Source organism: Pseudoalteromonas sp. MMG013, from assembly GCF_018100885.1.
Taxonomy (GTDB): Bacteria; Pseudomonadota; Gammaproteobacteria; order Enterobacterales; family Alteromonadaceae; genus Pseudoalteromonas; species Pseudoalteromonas aurantia.
The window spans coordinates 93,631-107,004 of the sequence record NZ_JAGJEE010000013.1 but is presented as its reverse complement, the minus strand read 5'-3'; the positions used below and the strand labels follow the sequence as shown (position 1 = coordinate 107,004).

Below are 13,374 nucleotides of genomic sequence, written 5' to 3'. Positions count from 1 at the left end.
AATGTCTCGTATAGCGAAGGCTCCAATTTCAGTTCCTGCCGGTGTAGAAGTTACAATTAAAGGCCAGGACATCACAGTTAAAGGCAAAAACGGTGAGTTGACTCGTACTATTAACAACGCTGTTGAAGTAACTCTTACTGATAACGTGATCACAACTACACCTCGTGAAGTTGCGAACGCATGGGCACAAGCAGGTACTGCTCGTGCACTTATCAACAACATGATTGTTGGTACGAATGAAGGTTATGAGAAGAAACTTCAGTTAATCGGTGTTGGTTATCGTGCGGCAGTTAAGGGTAAAGTATTAGACTTAACTCTTGGCTTTTCACACCCAGTTAATTTCGAGATCCCAGCGGGTATCACGATTGAAACTCCAAGCCAAACTGAGATTCTTGTTAAGGGCGCAGATAAGCAAGTTGTTGGTCAAACAGCTGCTAACATTCGCGCATACCGTGCACCAGAACCTTATAAAGGTAAAGGTGTTCGCTATGCAGACGAACATGTGCGTCGTAAAGAAGCCAAGAAGAAGTAAGGTAAGACGATGGATAAAAAAACAGCTCGTCTACGTCGTGCTAAACGCACACGTAGAAATTTTATTGAACAAGGCACAACGCGTCTTGTTATCCACCGCACGCCACGTCACATTTACGCTCAGGTTGTTAATGCTGAGGGTACTGTACTGGCTGCTGCTTCTACTGTTGAGAAAGCAATTAGCGAAACAGTTACAGGTACAAGCAACGTGGCTGCAGCACAAGCTGTAGGTAAAGCGGTTGCTGAACGTGCAGCTGACAAAGGCATAGCAAAGCTAGCTTTTGATCGCAGTGGCTTTAAATATCACGGCCGTGTGAAGGCGCTAGCTGATGCTGCGCGTGAAGCCGGTTTGCAATTCTAGGAGTAGACAATGGCTAACGTAGAAGCAAAGCAACAACAGCCTGATTTAGCTGAAAAGCTAATTGCGGTGAACCGTGTGTCTAAAGTAGTTAAAGGTGGTCGTATCTTTAGCTTCACTGCACTAACAGTAGTTGGTGACGGCGCAGGTAAAGTAGGTTTTGGTTACGGTAAAGCACGTGAAGTACCAGCTGCTATTCAAAAAGCAATGGAAAAAGCGCGTCGTAACATGATCAACGTTGATCTTAACGGTAACACACTGCAACACCCTATCAAGGGTCGTCACGCAGGTTCACAAGTGTTCATGAAACCAGCATCTGAAGGTACTGGTATCATCGCAGGTGGCGCAATGCGTGCAGTATTAGAAGTAACGGGTGTACAGAACGTTCTTTCTAAATGTTACGGTTCAACTAACCCAATCAACGTTGTTCGTGCAACAATTTCAGCTCTAGAGAACATGAATTCTCCAGAGGGTATTGCTGCAAAACGTGGTTTGACTGTTGAACAGATTCAGGGGTAATTAACCATGGCTAATAAAACTGTAAAAGTTACACAAGTAAAGAGCTCTATCGGTCGTTTACCGAAGCATAAAGCGACTTTACGTGGCCTTGGTTTACGTCGTATCAATCACACTGTTGAGTTGGAAGACACAGCATGTGTACGTGGTATGATCAACCAAGTTTCATACATGGTTAAGGTTGAGGGGTAATTCGAATGCATTTGAATACACTTTCTCCTGCTGCAGGTTCAAAAACTGCTGCTAAACGTGTTGGTCGTGGTATCGGTTCTGGTCTTGGTAAGACTGGTGGTCGTGGTCACAAAGGTCAAAAGTCACGTTCTGGCGGTAAAGTACGCGTTGGTTTCGAAGGCGGTCAAATGCCTATGCAACGTCGTCTACCTAAGTTCGGTTTCACTTCACGCAAATCTTTAGTATCTGCAGAAGTAAACTTGTACGAAATCGCTAAAGTTGAAGGCGATGTGGTAGACCTAAGCGCGCTACAGGCAGCTGGTCTAGTTAAAAAGAACGTTTTGTTCGTTAAAGTTGTTAAATCTGGCGATGTTTCACGCGCTGTTACCGTTAAAGGCCTTAAGGCTTCTAAAGGTGCTCGCGAAGCTATTGAAGCTGCCGGAGGCAAGGTAGAAGACTAAGGAAGTACAAAATGGCTAAACCAGGTCAAGATATGCAAAGTGCACAAAGTGGGCTTGCGGAACTGAAGCGTCGATTACTCTTTGTATTGGGTGCTATCATTATATACCGTTTGGGTTCATTTGTGCCGATCCCTGGGATTGACGCCGCTGTACTTGCCGAATTCTTCGAGCAACAAAAGGGCACCATTGTTGAGATGTTCAACATGTTTAGCGGTGGTGCGCTTGAGCGAGCTTCGGTATTGGCACTCGGTATTATGCCTTATATTTCGGCTTCGATTATTATGCAGCTATTAACGCACATACATCCTGCGATGATAGAGCTTAAGAAAGAAGGTGAACAAGGTCGTAAGAAGATCAGTCAATATACGCGTTATGGCACGCTCGTGCTTGCTACATTCCAGTCAATTGGTATAGCTACTGGCTTACCAAGCATGATGGACGGATTAGTTGTTAATCCAGGTTTCGGTTTTTACTTCACCGCAGTGGTGAGTTTAGTAACTGGTACTATGTTCCTTATGTGGCTGGGTGAACAAATTACAGAACGTGGTATCGGTAACGGTATCTCAGTTCTGATATTTGTTGGTATTGTAGCTAACCTGCCGTCTGCGATTGGTTCGACAGCTGAAATGGCGCGCCAAGGTGATTTGCATGTTTTAGCACTGCTATTGATTGCGGTAATCGTATTCGCTGTTACTTATCTTGTTGTGTTCTTTGAACGTGGTCAACGTCGTATTGTCGTTAACTATGCAAAGCGTCAACAAGGTCGTCAGGTATTTGCTGCTCAAAGTACGCATTTACCACTGAAAGTAAACATGGCGGGTGTTATTCCACCAATCTTTGCTAGCAGTATAATTCTGTTCCCTGGTACTATAGCAAGCTGGTTCGGCCAAGGTGAAGGTCCGGTCGCTGATGTGCTACAAGCTATCTCTGCAGTGTTGACTCCTGGTCAGCCTCTGTATGCGATGGTATTAGCCGCGGCTATTATCTTCTTCTGCTTCTTCTACACTGCGTTGGTATTTAACCCGCGTGAGACAGCAGATAACCTGAAAAAATCTGGCGCTTTTATCCCAGGAATTCGTCCCGGTGAGCAGACATCTAAATACATTGATAAAGTGATGACACGCCTGACATTGGCAGGTGCTTTGTATATAACCTTTATCTGTCTGGTGCCCGAGTTTATGACCATGGCATGGCAAACGCCATTCTACTTCGGCGGTACATCAATTTTGATTATCGTTGTTGTGATCATGGACTTCATGGCACAAGTACAAACTCATATGATGTCTCATCAATATGATTCTGTGCTTAAAAAAGCAAACCTTAAAGGCTACGGCCGCTAGGGTTATTTTCACGGAGTTGAGCAATGAAAGTACGTGCTTCCGTTAAGAAAATCTGCCGTAACTGTAAAGTTATCAAACGTGCTGGTGTAGTACGAGTGATATGCAGTGAGCCTAAGCATAAGCAAAGGCAAGGCTAGTAAAACTCATGCAGGCTAAGTAATAATACTTAGCCTGTGTTTTTAAATGTGGTTCGGTCTTCGTTTGAGTATCCTTACGGGCTTTTCAAACAGATGGGAATCGAATCGAAATATAGGAGATGTGTTAGTGGCCCGTATCGCTGGCATTAACGTCCCTGATCATAAGCATGCAGTAATCGGTTTAACTGCTATCTATGGTGTAGGTAAAACTCGCTCTAAGGCTATCTTAGCAGCGACTGGTATCGCCGAAAATACTAAAATCGGTGAGCTTTCAGACGAAACACTTGACGTACTTCGTGAAGAAGTAGGTAAGTACACTGTTGAAGGTGATCTTCGTCGTGAAGTGACTTTAAACATCAAGCGTCTTATGGACCTTGGTTGTTTCCGTGGCTTACGTCATCGTCGTTCGTTACCACTTCGTGGTCAACGTACTAAGACTAACGCGCGTACTCGTAAGGGTCCTCGCAAGCCTATCAAAAGATAAGGTGAGGTAAGTTATGGCTAAAGCACCAATTCGTCGTAAAAAGGTTAAAAAGCAAGTTGTTGATGGTATGGCACACGTTCATGCATCATTCAACAACACGATTGTAACCATCACTGACCGTCAAGGTAATGCTCTTTCTTGGGCGACTGCAGGTGGTTCTGGTTTCCGTGGTTCACGTAAGTCTACTCCGTTCGCTGCACAGGTTGCTGCAGAACGTGCAGGTACTGCTGCTCAAGAGTACGGTCTTAAGAACCTAGAAGTATTCATTAAAGGACCAGGTCCAGGCCGTGAGTCTGCTGTTCGTGCTTTGAATGCTGCTGGTTACCGTATCACAAACATCACTGACGTGACGCCAATTCCACACAATGGTTGTCGTCCACCGAAGAAACGTCGCGTATAACAATAGGTTAGGAGAAAGAACATGGCAAGATATTTGGGCCCTAAGCTCAAGCTGAGTCGTCGTGAAGGTACTGACCTGTTCCTTAAGAGCGGCGTGAGAGCAATCGACTCAAAGTGTAAACTTGAGACAGCACCTGGTCAGCATGGCGCACGTAAAGGTCGTCTATCAGATTATGGTTTACAGTTACGTGAGAAGCAAAAAGTTCGTCGTATCTACGGTGTACTTGAAAAGCAATTCCGTAATTACTACAAAGATGCTGCTCGCCTAAAAGGTAATACTGGTGAAAACCTATTACAACTTTTAGAGCAACGTTTAGATAACGTAGTTTACCGTATGGGTTTTGCAAGCACACGTGCTGAAGCACGTCAGCTAGTAAGCCACAAATCGGTAATGGTTAATGGTCGTGTTGTAAATATTCCTTCATTCGTAGTTACTCCAGAAGATACTGTTGTAATTCGTGAGAAGTCTAAAAAGCAAGCACGTATCATTGCAGCTCTAGAGTTGGCTGAGCAACGTGAAAAGCCTACTTGGGTTGAAGTTGACGGTAAGACATTGGAAGGTAGCTTCAAGCGCCTACCAGAGCGTTCTGATCTGTCTGCGGACATTAACGAACAATTAATCGTCGAACTTTACTCGAAGTAAAGTTAAGAGTTAAGAGAGGATAAAATGCAGGGTTCTGTAACTGAGTTCCTAAAGCCAAGATTAGTCGATATCGACGCTATCAACCCAACGCGTTCTAAAGTTGTTTTAGAACCACTTGAGCGTGGCTTTGGTCACACTCTGGGTAACGCTTTACGCCGTATACTACTTTCGTCTATGCCAGGATGTGCAGTAACTGAAGTTGAAATTGATGGTGTATTGCATGAGTACAGCGCGAAAGAAGGCGTACAAGAAGACATCATTGAAATTTTGTTAAACCTTAAAGGTTTGGCTGTATCTCTAGAAGGTAAAGATGAAGTTTTTCTTACCCTGACAAAATCTGGTGTAGGCCCTGTGACAGCGGCAGACATTCAGCACGATGGAGATGTAACAATCGCCAACCCAGATCACATTATTTGTCATTTAACGGCAAATAATAGCGAGATCAGCATGCGTATTCGTGTTGAACGTGGTCGTGGTTATGTGCCAGCGTCAAGTCGTTTATCCTCTGATGACGATGAGCGTCCAATCGGTCGTCTGTTGCTAGATGCATCATTCAGCCCGGTTGAACGTATTGCGTACTCGGTTGAATCAGCCCGTGTTGAGCAACGTACAGATTTAGACAAGTTAATCATTGATATGGAAACAAACGGCACTTTAGATCCTGAAGAAGCGATCCGCCGTGCGTCTACTATCTTAGCTGAGCAATTAGATGCATTCGTAGATTTACGTGATGTTTCTGAGCCAGAAGAGAAAGAAGAGAAGCCAGAATTCGATCCTATTCTGCTTCGTCCAGTTGATGATCTTGAGCTAACAGTACGTTCAGCAAACTGTCTGAAAGCCGAGCAAATTCAATATATCGGTGACTTAGTACAGCGTACTGAAGTCGAGCTTCTGAAAACGCCAAATCTTGGTAAGAAGTCTTTGACTGAAATAAAAGATGTACTGGCTTCACGTGGTCTTTCTCTAGGCATGCGCCTAGAAAATTGGCCTCCGGCAAGCTTAGCTGAATAAGCTAAGTTACTATATTAGTTTAGTTAGAAGGATAGGGTCATGCGCCATCGTAAGAGTGGTCGTCAATTAAACCGTAACAGCAGCCATCGTAAAGCGATGTTCAGCAATATGGCTAGTTCATTGGTGAAGCACGAAATCATCAAAACAACTGTGCCTAAAGCGAAAGAGTTACGCCGTGTAATTGAACCTTTAATCACACTGGCTAAGACTGACAGTGTAGCAAACCGTCGTTTAGCGTTTGCTCGCACGCGTGATAATGAAGTAGTTGGTAAGTTATTCAGCGAAATTGGTCCTCGTTTCGAAGGCCGTCCAGGTGGTTACACTCGTATTCTTAAGTGTGGCTTCCGTGCTGGTGATAATGCACCAATGGCTTATGTTGAACTTCTAGGTCGCCCTGTGGCGGAAGAAGCTCAAGAAGACGCGCAGTCTGCAGAGTAAGTCTTGTAGAAGACACTAAAAAAGCCGAGCAATAGCTCGGCTTTTTTGTATCTTATTTTTAGTCATTTCACATATACTCGCTATATCTCACACCTTTTCATAATAATGCTCACAACATCAAGAAGATAAAGTTAAGATTACTTTTTAGCATGGCTTGTTTTATCTTTACGACCTTTTAATACCTGCCTTTTACGCGTAGAAATGATGGCTAAGAGTTATAGCGTTTGCTTTGTGTCTAAAACTTGGAAAGCAGATAAAAAATATAATAATCAAAATCTTGCTAGGTTTAGTTACGAATGATTACTAATTAACAAATATTCATGAAAATAGAGATGTCTACCCATCCCCATTCATTGTATTTATAATGAGTATAAGTGCTTGTTCCAGTTGCGTTATTCTCATCGATATGCAAAGGCCTTATAATTACCTTAAAGAATATAAGGCGACAGGTTTAGGATTTCCACAAACACTGCGCCAATTTACGTCATCAAGAGGGTAAAATTGTGCTTCAAGAATATCGTCAACATGTAGAAGAGCGTGCCGCTCAGGGTATCGTCCCTAAGCCATTAGATGCACAGCAAACCGCAGACTTAATCGAACTCGTCAAAACACCGAGCGCAGGTGAAGAAGAGTTTATCTTAGACTTACTTGTTAACCGTGTACCGCCTGGTGTAGATGATGCTGCTTATATTAAAGCGGGTTTTCTCGCAGCGGTTGCTAAAGGCAATACACAATCACCGCTGATCAGTAAAGAGTATGCAGCTGAGTTACTTGGCTCAATGTTAGGGGGCTATAATATTGCCCCGATGATTGAGCTGCTTGATGACGACGCGTTGGCGCCAATTGCAGTAAAAGGTTTGTCGCACACATTGTTAATGTTTGATGCTTTTTACGATGTAGAAGAAAAAGCCAAAGCTGGTAATACATACGCTCAACAAGTTATTGAGTCTTGGGCAAACGCACAGTGGTTTACTGATAAACCAACAGTTGCAGAAAAGATTTCCGTCACGGTATTTAAAGTAACCGGCGAAACCAATACGGATGATTTGTCACCCGCACCAGATGCATGGTCTCGTCCCGATATTCCGCTGCATGCTTTGGCGATGCTGAAAATTGAGCGAGAAGGGATTAATCCAGAGAAATCGGGCGAAATTGGCCCTATTTCACAGTTAGAAGACTTGAAGAAAAAAGGCTTACCACTGGCGTACGTAGGTGATGTAGTTGGTACTGGTTCATCACGTAAGTCGGCCACCAACTCGGTGTTATGGTTTATGGGAGATGATATTCCATTTGTGCCAAATAAACGGGTTGGTGGGGTTTGTTTAGGTGGGAAAATTGCACCTATCTTTTTCAACACAATGGAAGACTCTGGTGCATTACCGATTGAGCTACCCGTTGAGCAGCTGCATATGGGCGACCAAATCGATATTTTCCCTTATGAAGGGGTGGTTAAGCGCCATGGTAGCGATGAAGTCCTTTCCACCTTTGCATTTAAGTCAGACGTGATTCTAGATGAAGTGCGTGCCGGTGGCCGTATTCCTTTGATCATAGGCAGAGGCTTAACAGATAAAGCGCGTACCTCTTTGGGCTTAGAAGCTGAAACTATCTTCCGTAAGCCTGCTGCTGCTGAAGTATCAAATAAAGGCTTTACGTTAGCGCAAAAAATGGTGGGTAAAGCCTGCGGTGTCGAAGGTATACGCCCTGGCCAATATTGTGAACCAAAAATGACCACCGTTGGTTCTCAAGATACAACAGGCCCTATGACGCGTGATGAGCTTAAAGACTTAGCATGTTTAGGTTTCTCGGCAGATTTAACCATGCAGTCTTTCTGCCATACGTCTGCTTATCCGAAGCCAATTGATGTGAATACACATCATACTTTGCCTGATTTCATTATGAACCGTGGTGGTGTTTCATTACGTCCGGGTGATGGGGTTATTCACTCTTGGTTGAATCGTATGCTATTACCAGACACCGTGGGGACTGGCGGCGATTCACATACGCGGTTCCCGCTCGGGATTTCGTTCCCTGCGGGGTCGGGTGCAGTCGCATTTGCAGCCGCAACTGGGGTTATGCCATTAGATATGCCAGAGTCTATTTTGGTACGCTTCAAAGGGGAAATGCAGCCGGGGATCACGCTACGCGATTTAGTCCATGCCATACCGTATTATGGTATTAAGCAAGGGTTATTAACGGTTGAGAAAAAAGGCAAAGTCAATGAGTTCTCAGGCCGAGTACTTGAGATTGAGGGGGTTGAGCATTTAACCGTTGAGCAAGCCTTTGAACTGTCTGACGCATCTGCTGAACGTTCTGCAGCAGGGTGTGCGGTTAAGCTTTCTAAAGAATCAATCGCTGAATACCTTAACTCAAACATTGTTATGCTTAAGTGGATGATTGCAGAAAGCTATGGTGATGTACGAACCATCGAGCGCCGTATTACTAAAATGCAAGAATGGTTAGCTAACCCAGAGTTAATGGAAGCCGATGCTGATGCCGACTATGCCCATATTATTGAGATTGATTTAGCTGATATTAACGAGCCTATTTTATGCGCGCCAAATGATCCTGACGATGCGCGTTTGCTTTCAACCGTACAAGGGCAAAGCATTGATGAGGTCTTTATTGGTTCATGTATGACCAATATAGGTCACTTCCGCGCAGCGGGTAAGTTATTGGATAACTATGGCGGCCGTTTACCAACACAGCTTTGGGTTGCACCACCGACCAAAATGGACAAAGACCAACTTACCGATGAAGGCTACTATGGTATTTTTGGTCGTGTGGGCGCGCGGATAGAAACGCCGGGGTGTTCATTGTGTATGGGTAACCAGGCACGCGTTGCCGACAAAGCAACGGTTGTATCAACTTCAACACGTAACTTCCCGAATCGCTTGGGTACGGGCGCAAATGTATTTTTAGCATCCGCTGAGCTGGCTGCAGTGGCTGCCATTATTGGTAGACTACCGACAACGACGGAGTATCAAGAATACGCAGAGAAAATTAACGCAACGGCAGCTGATACCTATCGTTACCTTAACTTTCATAAAATGCCACAGTACACTAAAAAAGCCGATAATGTGATCATTCAACAAGCTGTGTGATCATTATATGCAATGAAAAAAGCCGGCTGTATTGCTGGCTTTTTTGTGGGTGAAACACCGTAATCAAAGCATCAAAATTTTATGAAATAAATATCTAAAAATAATTCAATTATCGGTTTGTTGTTGCGTTTTCTTGGTAATTTAATAGGTAAATTAGACAGTATTTATTTTCCATTCGCTTAGAATTATCGCCAATTTCTCATCAATAGGCGAGCGCAAAATGACCGCAGTAAACAATCAGAATTTGCTTCAACTACGTTTCATCAAACAAGCGCATATCAACGCAGTGAAGCCCTCTTTTAATCAATTACCGAGTAACCCCTATGCCGATGGTGCATTTAGGAAACGCCGTTACTCTGTGGTTAAATTTGTTCAAGATGAAGTGTCACTTCAGCCAGCCAAAGCATTTGTGCAAGACGATGCCATTAACACCTTTCAGGGCAATGTCGAGCGAGTATACGAAAACCTAGAAGACAGCTTATTGCAAAGTACAGGCTTTAAACATTTGCTTAGTGAATTTAGAGCGATGACAGGTATTGCAGAAGAGCGTGATATTGAAGTGCACCAGTTCCGCATGCTTGCCATTGAAAGCGATACGCCCCCTGCACCAGAAGGTATTCACCAAGATGGCTTCGATCATGTGTGTGTATGTGGTGTGTCTCATGAAAATATCGCTGGCGGCGAGTTATTGGTGTATGAAAACAAAGATGTTGAACCATGTTTTAAAATGGAAATAAAAGATGGGTTGTTTGCTTTGATCAACGACCGTGAAGTGTGGCACAACGCAACACCAATGAATAAACTAAATGCTGATGAAGTCGGTTATTTAGATTGTTTTGTATTTACCGCATAACGAGTGAATGATGGACCTAACTAAACTACGACGCCAATTTCCGGCATTAATGCAGCAAGTAAACGGCCAATCGCCGATTTTTTTAGATGGCCCAGGTGGCTCGCAAGTACCTCAGTCGGTATTGAGTGCTATGTCGGCATATTTAGGGTATTACAACTCTAATTTAGGCGGGGCGTTTTTCTCTAGTGAAAAAACCGTTGATCTACTGAGTAATGCGCGCCAAGCCGTGGCTGATTTACTGAATGCACCCAGCCAAGAGCAGATCGTGTTTGGTGCCAATATGACCAGCTTAACCTTTAGCTTCAGTCGTGCTATTTCAAGAGACTGGCAAGCAAGCGATGAAGTTATTGTCACTAACGCCGACCACTTCTCGAATGTGTCGTCTTGGCGTCAAGCGGCAGAAGACAAAGGCGCAACAGTTCATGCCCTACAAGTGAATGATGCTGACTGCACCCTTGATTTGGCCCAATATCAGCAGTTACTTAACAGCAATACCAAATTAGTCGCGGTGACTTACGCATCAAATACCACAGGGTCTATTAACAACATTAAGCGCATTGTTGAATTGGCTCATCAAGTTGGCGCGCTCGTGTACGTTGATGCGGTGCATTATGCGCCACATGAGCTCATTGATGTGCAAGCACTAAACTGCGACTTCCTAGCGTGTTCAGCCTATAAGTTTTTTGGCCCACATGTGGGTATTGTGTATGGTAAACGCGAGCACTTGGAAGGTTTTACCCCTTACAAAGTGGAGCCTGCCAAAGATATCATTCCTGGTCGCTGGGAAACCGGTACGCAGAGCTTTGAGGGCTTAGCTGGGGTGGTTGCTGCCATTGACTATATTGCAAGCTTAAATGGGTTACCTGAAACAGCGCCTCGTCGGCAGCGCTTGAGTGAAGCATTTGCAAACACCAAGCAGCATGAAATGGCATTAAGTGAATACTTTTTAACGCGCTTGGCCGAGTTTCCAGGCATTACGTTATTTGGCATAAGCGACTTAACGCGGTTGGCTGAGCGTACGCCTACCTTTGCATTGACCTTTGAAGGCATTGCCCCAAGAGACGTCTCAGAGTTTTTAGGTAAGCAGCACATGTGTGTGTGGGATGGCAATTTTTATGCGCAAGGCTTATGTGAGCAACTGGGTGTAATGGATAAAGGCGGCGTCGTGCGTATTGGGTGTATGCATTACAACACGATTGATGAACTAGAAACATTATTTAGTGCGTTTACGGCCTTATTTAATCGCTCATAACTCGCTAATAACTGGCTAAGACTGAGTGGGGAAAGCGTCGATTAATAATTCGGTATACTATACGCTATCAGTTAGTCAAAAATTGAGCGCTAAAACATTTTAATAATTTTAGTGCTCAATTTTTATCTTTGGCTATTTAAATGTTAAATGGTTAAATTAACAGCCAAAGCGAGGGTTATTGCTAATACAGCCTAAATAGCTCATACACTTCCATACAGGTAACGTATAGTCGCCTGCACCTGCTACATTGGGCGTTAATTCTGCTGGCAATGTTTTCGCATTATGTTTTAAATCTTTCATGTTTTTTTTCTTTAGTACGAGTTTCATGTTGTATTCCTTTAAATGTGGAGTACAAAATTTAACCATGCGTACTATGCATGTAAAGTGAATAATATTTATACAGATAAATACAATGGTGCTTTTAATGGCACTTAACGGGGTTATTTTTAATTGTTCATACAAGGGTTTTTATATTTAAAAGTATTAAAACCCATATAAGAAAAAGATAAACAGGCTAAATATTATCTTCAATAAAGTTACTTAAAGTACTAATACGTGCACTCATGCCTTCGATGATTTTGTCTTTTACTTTCTCTCTAATCACATTGGGTAGGCGTGTCATGGCTTCTGGGGTAATGGCCAATAAAATACTGTCTTTGAGTGCTTTGGCGCTGGTAGAGTGCTCTTTATGGCAAATAAAAGCGCCTTCACCAATAAACTCCCCAGGGCCTACGCGGCCTAATTCAAGTAACTGACTTTTTTTGAAAATTATAAACTCGCCACTTAATACAATAAACAAGCGGTTATCGAGCTCAAAGCGTTTAAATGCATGATGCTTTTCATGCACTAAATATAAATGACTAAATGACTCAAGTAATACCTGCCGTTCAGACAGAGTAAATTCATTGAAAAAGTTGAGTCGATTGATGATCTCAAGTTGTTTTAACAGTGGAACATTTTCAAGTAATTTCATGCTTATGGCATAACAGACGTAACATAGGGTAAATAGTGGCGGGTTTTTATCAATGGATCAATGTATTTTAAAAAGCCATACACGGGTATGGCTTAGCGCACCGATAATTAACAGCCAGGATCATACGGAGAAGTAGGGCAGGTTAACCCTTGGTAACTCATGCAACCCGCGTTATAAGGCGATGATGCATATTGTCCACCAGCGGCTTGCGGGGTTAACTCTTTAGCAAGTGTATGTTGGCTATTATCTAGTTGCTTTAGTGACTTCTTGTTGAGTTTTATTTTCATGTTAATTCCTTTACGTGTTGTATTTTTATGTTGTACCGAACGAGTCGGTCTAAATAAATTACGCAATGGTTGTGTGTTTTTCAATCAAGTTTAATTCATGTAGTGGGTACAGATCATGCGTAACAAAATGTGTTTTTTTAACTCAGGATCAAGAAGGGGGCGCTAATAGGTGTCTAATAGGGGGTTTTAATAGATAGTGCGCATTGTTGTTGCAAGAGGTCGTTGTCAGAGGTCGCTAAGTCAGAGGTCGCTAAGTCAGAGGTCGCTAAGTCAAAGGCCGGTAAGTCAGAGAGTATAAGCAATTGGGTAAGAGATATTGATAGAGCATCATTACAGTAGCTATAAAAACGAATCCAAGTTGTTTGCCATTATAAAACAGAGCCCCAGAACACGTAGTAAAATCAGATTGGGGCTACTCT

The 13,374-nt window shown here is 43.3% G+C and carries 18 protein-coding genes; 15 read left to right on the top strand and 3 right to left on the bottom strand.

Translation table 11 applies throughout. The features are described from left to right. Position 1 precedes the first annotated feature (1 nt). The 15 genes from rplF (at position 2) to J8L98_RS13435 (ending at position 11,695) form a co-directional block, all read left to right on the top strand. Complete coding sequence (rplF, locus tag J8L98_RS13505; protein ID WP_010363759.1) at positions 2 to 532, top strand: 50S ribosomal protein L6; 531 nt, start codon at positions 2 to 4, stop codon at positions 530 to 532. 9 nt (positions 533 to 541) lie between these two features. Next, positions 542 to 892, top strand: coding sequence for a 50S ribosomal protein L18 (rplR, locus tag J8L98_RS13500; RefSeq protein ID WP_010363756.1), 351 nt, complete (start codon positions 542 to 544; stop codon positions 890 to 892). A gap of 9 nt (positions 893 to 901) precedes the next feature. Then, positions 902 to 1,408: a 30S ribosomal protein S5 gene (rpsE, locus tag J8L98_RS13495; protein ID WP_010363754.1), complete on the top strand. Its 507-nt coding sequence runs from the start codon at positions 902 to 904 to the stop codon at positions 1,406 to 1,408. Positions 1,409 to 1,414: 6 nt separating this feature from the next. Then, on the top strand, positions 1,415 to 1,597 hold the full coding sequence (rpmD, locus tag J8L98_RS13490; protein ID WP_016710201.1) for a 50S ribosomal protein L30: 183 nt from the start codon (positions 1,415 to 1,417) through the stop codon (positions 1,595 to 1,597). Positions 1,598 to 1,602: 5 nt separating this feature from the next. Continuing rightward, on the top strand, positions 1,603 to 2,037 hold the full coding sequence (rplO, locus tag J8L98_RS13485) for a 50S ribosomal protein L15 (protein WP_192506005.1): 435 nt from the start codon (positions 1,603 to 1,605) through the stop codon (positions 2,035 to 2,037). Between the two features lie 11 nt (positions 2,038 to 2,048). Continuing rightward, positions 2,049 to 3,377 (top strand): preprotein translocase subunit SecY, encoded by a 1,329-nt coding sequence (gene secY / locus J8L98_RS13480; protein ID WP_192506004.1) that lies wholly within the window; start codon positions 2,049 to 2,051, stop codon positions 3,375 to 3,377. A 23-nt stretch (positions 3,378 to 3,400) separates the two neighbouring features. Beyond that, complete coding sequence (gene rpmJ / locus J8L98_RS13475; protein WP_002959476.1) at positions 3,401 to 3,514, top strand: 50S ribosomal protein L36; 114 nt, start codon at positions 3,401 to 3,403, stop codon at positions 3,512 to 3,514. A 127-nt stretch (positions 3,515 to 3,641) separates the two neighbouring features. Beyond that, positions 3,642 to 3,998, top strand: a complete 357-nt coding sequence (gene rpsM / locus J8L98_RS13470) for a 30S ribosomal protein S13 (protein WP_010363725.1) — start codon at positions 3,642 to 3,644, stop codon at positions 3,996 to 3,998. A gap of 13 nt (positions 3,999 to 4,011) precedes the next feature. Next, positions 4,012 to 4,398 carry a 30S ribosomal protein S11 gene (gene rpsK, locus J8L98_RS13465; protein WP_010363724.1) on the top strand — a complete coding sequence of 129 codons (387 nt, stop codon included), beginning with the start codon at positions 4,012 to 4,014 and terminating at the stop codon, positions 4,396 to 4,398. A gap of 21 nt (positions 4,399 to 4,419) precedes the next feature. Further along, positions 4,420 to 5,040 (top strand): 30S ribosomal protein S4, encoded by a 621-nt coding sequence (gene rpsD, locus J8L98_RS13460; protein ID WP_119861573.1) that lies wholly within the window; start codon positions 4,420 to 4,422, stop codon positions 5,038 to 5,040. A 24-nt stretch (positions 5,041 to 5,064) separates the two neighbouring features. Further along, positions 5,065 to 6,051, top strand: coding sequence for a DNA-directed RNA polymerase subunit alpha (rpoA, locus tag J8L98_RS13455; protein WP_210996837.1), 987 nt, complete (start codon positions 5,065 to 5,067; stop codon positions 6,049 to 6,051). A gap of 39 nt (positions 6,052 to 6,090) precedes the next feature. Next, positions 6,091 to 6,489, top strand: coding sequence for a 50S ribosomal protein L17 (gene rplQ, locus J8L98_RS13450; RefSeq protein ID WP_192506002.1), 399 nt, complete (start codon positions 6,091 to 6,093; stop codon positions 6,487 to 6,489). A gap of 503 nt (positions 6,490 to 6,992) precedes the next feature. Next, on the top strand, positions 6,993 to 9,590 hold the full coding sequence (gene acnB / locus J8L98_RS13445) for a bifunctional aconitate hydratase 2/2-methylisocitrate dehydratase (protein ID WP_210996836.1): 2,598 nt from the start codon (positions 6,993 to 6,995) through the stop codon (positions 9,588 to 9,590). A 220-nt stretch (positions 9,591 to 9,810) separates the two neighbouring features. Then, a complete protein-coding gene (locus J8L98_RS13440; protein ID WP_210996835.1) occupies positions 9,811 to 10,443 on the top strand; it encodes a 2OG-Fe dioxygenase family protein in 633 nt (210 codons plus the stop codon). A 10-nt stretch (positions 10,444 to 10,453) separates the two neighbouring features. Next, a complete protein-coding gene (locus tag J8L98_RS13435) occupies positions 10,454 to 11,695 on the top strand; it encodes a cysteine desulfurase-like protein (protein WP_210996865.1) in 1,242 nt (413 codons plus the stop codon). A 156-nt stretch (positions 11,696 to 11,851) separates the two neighbouring features. Here J8L98_RS13435 and J8L98_RS13430 read toward each other — a convergent pair whose 3' ends face one another. The 3 genes from J8L98_RS13430 to J8L98_RS13420 all read right to left on the bottom strand — a co-directional run bounded on the left by J8L98_RS13430 (position 11,852) and on the right by J8L98_RS13420 (position 12,955). Then, the gene (locus J8L98_RS13430; protein WP_192505999.1) at positions 11,852 to 12,022 is read right to left on the bottom strand and encodes a hypothetical protein; all 171 of its coding nucleotides are present in this window, start codon (positions 12,020 to 12,022) and stop codon (positions 11,852 to 11,854) included. Between the two features lie 187 nt (positions 12,023 to 12,209). Next, positions 12,210 to 12,668, bottom strand: a complete 459-nt coding sequence (locus tag J8L98_RS13425; protein WP_210996834.1) for a cyclic nucleotide-binding domain-containing protein — start codon at positions 12,666 to 12,668, stop codon at positions 12,210 to 12,212. Positions 12,669 to 12,775: 107 nt separating this feature from the next. After that, complete coding sequence (locus J8L98_RS13420) at positions 12,776 to 12,955, bottom strand: hypothetical protein (RefSeq protein WP_192505997.1); 180 nt, start codon at positions 12,953 to 12,955, stop codon at positions 12,776 to 12,778. Positions 12,956 to 13,374 lie beyond the last annotated feature (419 nt).

What these genes read in the sequence shown, in the direction of transcription:
- J8L98_RS13430 (WP_192505999.1), bottom strand. Translation starts at nt 12,022, where the DNA reads ATGAAACTCGTACTAAAGAAAAAAAACATGAAAGATTTAAAACATAAT.
- rplQ (WP_192506002.1), top strand. Translation starts at nt 6,091, where the DNA reads ATGCGCCATCGTAAGAGTGGTCGTCAATTAAACCGTAACAGCAGCCAT.
- rpsD (WP_119861573.1), top strand. Translation starts at nt 4,420, where the DNA reads ATGGCAAGATATTTGGGCCCTAAGCTCAAGCTGAGTCGTCGTGAAGGT.
- rplR (WP_010363756.1), top strand. Translation starts at nt 542, where the DNA reads ATGGATAAAAAAACAGCTCGTCTACGTCGTGCTAAACGCACACGTAGA.
- rpoA (WP_210996837.1), top strand. Translation starts at nt 5,065, where the DNA reads ATGCAGGGTTCTGTAACTGAGTTCCTAAAGCCAAGATTAGTCGATATC.
- rpmD (WP_016710201.1), top strand. Translation starts at nt 1,415, where the DNA reads ATGGCTAATAAAACTGTAAAAGTTACACAAGTAAAGAGCTCTATCGGT.
- rpsK (WP_010363724.1), top strand. Translation starts at nt 4,012, where the DNA reads ATGGCTAAAGCACCAATTCGTCGTAAAAAGGTTAAAAAGCAAGTTGTT.
- J8L98_RS13435 (WP_210996865.1), top strand. Translation starts at nt 10,454, where the DNA reads ATGGACCTAACTAAACTACGACGCCAATTTCCGGCATTAATGCAGCAA.
- rplO (WP_192506005.1), top strand. Translation starts at nt 1,603, where the DNA reads ATGCATTTGAATACACTTTCTCCTGCTGCAGGTTCAAAAACTGCTGCT.
- J8L98_RS13440 (WP_210996835.1), top strand. Translation starts at nt 9,811, where the DNA reads ATGACCGCAGTAAACAATCAGAATTTGCTTCAACTACGTTTCATCAAA.
- J8L98_RS13425 (WP_210996834.1), bottom strand. Translation starts at nt 12,668, where the DNA reads ATGAAATTACTTGAAAATGTTCCACTGTTAAAACAACTTGAGATCATC.
- rpmJ (WP_002959476.1), top strand. Translation starts at nt 3,401, where the DNA reads ATGAAAGTACGTGCTTCCGTTAAGAAAATCTGCCGTAACTGTAAAGTT.
- J8L98_RS13420 (WP_192505997.1), bottom strand. Translation starts at nt 12,955, where the DNA reads ATGAAAATAAAACTCAACAAGAAGTCACTAAAGCAACTAGATAATAGC.
- rplF (WP_010363759.1), top strand. Translation starts at nt 2, where the DNA reads ATGTCTCGTATAGCGAAGGCTCCAATTTCAGTTCCTGCCGGTGTAGAA.
- secY (WP_192506004.1), top strand. Translation starts at nt 2,049, where the DNA reads ATGGCTAAACCAGGTCAAGATATGCAAAGTGCACAAAGTGGGCTTGCG.
- rpsE (WP_010363754.1), top strand. Translation starts at nt 902, where the DNA reads ATGGCTAACGTAGAAGCAAAGCAACAACAGCCTGATTTAGCTGAAAAG.